1 protein-coding gene is annotated in these 3,818 nt (G+C 25.3%); it reads left to right on the top strand.

The window, feature by feature from the left end; genetic code table 11:
- A partial coding sequence (locus tag GBZ86_RS17335; protein ID WP_207707460.1) for a carbohydrate-binding protein occupies positions 1 to 3,644 on the top strand: 3,644 nt, incomplete at its 5' end.
- Positions 3,645 to 3,818: the final 174 nt, after the last annotated feature.

The following is a 3,818-nucleotide window of genomic DNA, read 5'->3' as shown; positions in this document are numbered from 1 at the left end:
CTCATATGAAATTTGAAACAGATAAAGAACTTAATAATTCAAATTTTTTTGTGAAAAACGTATCTGAATCCAATAATTTTAATAGTGAAATATATAGGGTTAATAGTATAAATGATGATGTAATTAAACCATTTAATTTAAATGTAAGTATTTTTCAAGCTCAACTTTTAAATGGAGCTAAAAAACTTGATAAATATAATTTTATTGGGGATATAGGAGGTCCTAATGATGGGGCTTTTATGATTAATGTAAATGTACCATATTCCTGCTTATATTTTTTAGCTATTAAATATATATGTACTAAGCCAAATTTAAAGTTTAAAGTTAGTATAAATAATATAACAAGGAATTTAATTTTTTCACCTAAATATTTAGCGCAAGTGAATACATCAGAAATTTTAATTTTTACCTTTCCAATAGTTTTGAATGCTAGAAGCAATATAATTAAATTTCATGGAGATGGTAGTAGTTTTGCACCTTACTTAGGAGATTTTACTTTAAGTTTACCACCTCTAGTTGATAGTTTTCATAAAGGAATATTAGAAGGAGATGCATCTATAGAACCTAATAAAAATTTTGTTAATGCCATAGGAGGACCAAGTGATGGAGCTGTAACGGTGACAGTAAAGGTTAATACTAAAGGAGTATATAATTTAACTTTTCAGTATGATGCATTAGATAAAATTCGACCTTTAAAGATAGATATTAATGGTATTGACAATGGTGAGGAGTATATATTACCCCTAACTAATGGAATAAATGCTAATACTATAAAAACCTTTAATGTTTTAGTAAATTTAAATGAGGGTATAAATACTCTTAGATTTCATGGTGATGGTATAAATTATGGACCTAGTTTAGGAAAATTTACAGTTAATTCTTCACAAAATACTTCTACAGCTTTATTTTCATCAGTGGCAAAAACTTATAATATTACAAGTGGAATAGTAGGAAATGGTGCAGTTATAGATAAAAAACTTAAGATTATTACAAATATTGGTGGAATTGCAGATGGATTTTGTATTATAACTATTCCTGTAGAAAGTTATGGAATATATTTAATGAAAATATATTATGTTAATAACAATAGACCGTTAAAAATAGATATTAATGGATTAGATACAGGTAAAATATATACAGTAAATGGAGAAAAAAGCGGTATATTTTCTGTTACTATACCATTAGTAGTTGGAATTAATACTTTAAGGTTCCATGGTGATAAAAAAAATCTATCACCAGATTTGGGAAGTTTTACTTTAGAGTTAATAAAAAATAATTTTACTAGTGATTTTAATGGAGATGTATTAAGTGGAGCGAAAATTTTATCAGAAGGAGTAATTACAGGTTTAGGGGGAGTAAGCGATGGAAAATATATGATGGATTATGATACAAAAAAATCTGGAAAATATATTTTAAATATAACTTTAGATACTTCTAAAGGTAATATTCTTTTAATAGATATTAATGGTGAAAATACAGGTTTTACTTATAATATACCAAAATCTAGTGAAGTAATTGTTTATACAATTATAATTTCATTACAGTATGGAGATAATACAATAGTTTTTCATGGTAATTATATTAATAAGGTACCTGATATTTTAAAGATAGAAATTAACTTAGCGTATGCTATTGAAGAATCTATTTATAAATTATCTGATGGAATTTTAGTTAGTGGTGCAACTTTAGACCCTGATAGTAATTTTATTGAAAAAATAGGTGGAATAAATAATGGAAATGTTACAGTACAAGTAAATGCTGATAAAGATGGAATGTATAATTTAAATGTTAAGTATATAGAAAATGAAGTTGATAATCTTTTAAAGATTGATGTTAATAATATTTCTATGGAAGGTATTTTAATATCTAATGATTTAGAAGATGGATTATCTTTTCAAAATTTTAATATAGATGTTCCTTTAAAAAAAGGAATTAATAGTATTAAATTTTATGGAAATGGAGTAGATAAAGTTTCTAAATTGGGGGATATTTCTATTAAAGAAGCTAGTATGAAAGAGTCAACAACTTTCACTAAAATTTATAAATGGGATAAAGCAATTATATCAGAAGATTTAAAGAAAGCTAGTTGGAATGATGAAGAAATTACTATTCTTGGAAATGGAGCAAGCTTTTTCAAATCTAATACTACTTATATTGTTAATATAGGTGGAGTTAATAGAGGTGGAGCAATTATAGATATAAATATTCCAAAATCAGATGATTATATTTTAACATTAAATTATTTATCACCAGAAATGGATAAAAAACTTTTAATAGATTTTAATTATGCTAATAATCCACAGGTAATTACTTTAGAAAAAAGTAATGTAACAGATAAAAAAGAATTAAAGACCCTTCAAATTAAAATTTCTTTAGCATTAGGTAAAAATACTATTATATTTTCTGGAGATGGATCTAATTTTGCTCCTTCTATAGGGGACTTTACCATATCAGAAGAGAATAAAAACAAAGAAGATTATAAAATAGTTTCTCAAGAATTAAAAAGAGGAGCTAAAGAAATACAAAATGGAGATTATATAACTGCTATAGGTGGAAAAAATAGAGGGTTTCTGCTTCTAACTATAAATGTAAAATTAGCAGGACAATATGATTTAGGAATTAAATATACTTCTCCTGAATTAAAAAGAAGTTTAAAAATAAAAATTAATGAAAAATTAGATAATAGTTATATGTTTCCTGAAACAGATAAAGAAAAAACTTTAACAGGTGCCTCATTTACCATTCCTTTAAATTTAATTGCAGGAAGTAATACTGTGGAGATTAAAGGCAATGGAAATATTCTTACACCTAATATAGGACAATTTACTTTAGCTTTAAGTTCTATTAATTCTATAATTGTTTATGATATTGCATCTGGAGTTCTAAAAAATGGAGCTAGGGTTAATAAAGAGAGGCAAGTATGTAATATTGGAGGACCAAGACTTGGAGAAGTATCCATAAAAGTAACTGTTCCATTTAAAGGACTATATGATTTAGATATTGAATATGATGCAGTTAGTGAGGAAGGATTTTTAGAACTTTTAGTTAATGATATTAGTGTTATTAGGAAAAGGCAATTTTTAAAGAGCTTAATTATATCTACATTGGATTTACCAAAGGCAAAATTCAAGGTGAATTTAGAGGAGGGAATTAATATTCTTAAATTTAGAGGGGAAAAGAATAGTTATGCTCCTAAATTAGGTTCTTTGAAATTAAGAGTAGCTGCTTTTGCTTATATTAGAAAATTGCCAGAAGGAAGTATTGATATTACTAAAGGACTCTTAGGAAATGGAGCAGGTATAGATTATGAAAAGGGTTTAGTAGTAAATTTAGGTGGTAGATTAAATGGATTTGTTACAATGACTGTAGAATCCTTTGGCACTGGAGATTATTCAATGATTTTACACTATAGAGCTAAAAATATGCAAGCACCACTTTTAATAGATATTAATGAAGAAGAAGATGGGAATATTTACATTCTAGATGAAACAGGAAATGAAATTGGTAATAAAGCATTTACTATTGCTTTAAAACATGGTAATAATACTATTAAATTTTATGGAGATAAAAATGATGATGCACCAGATTTAAGATCTTTTTTATTAACTCCATTATTTAAAGTACCTTCTCAAACTTTATTATAATATAGTTTAAATATAAGATTCTAATAAAAAAATTATTAATATTTTTATATGATATTAAATAATAGATTATTATAAATAAAAAACCTTCCTTTGTTAAAAAAATTATTAAAACATAGGAGGGTTTATTTTTTATTTTTAAATGTTAATTATTTTATAATAGATAGAATATTATAA

Source organism: Clostridium tarantellae, from assembly GCF_009295725.1.
Taxonomy (GTDB): Bacteria; Bacillota; Clostridia; order Clostridiales; family Clostridiaceae; genus Sarcina; species Sarcina tarantellae.
Note: the sequence above shows the minus strand (reverse complement) of the source record. Positions and strands in the feature narration are given on the sequence as shown.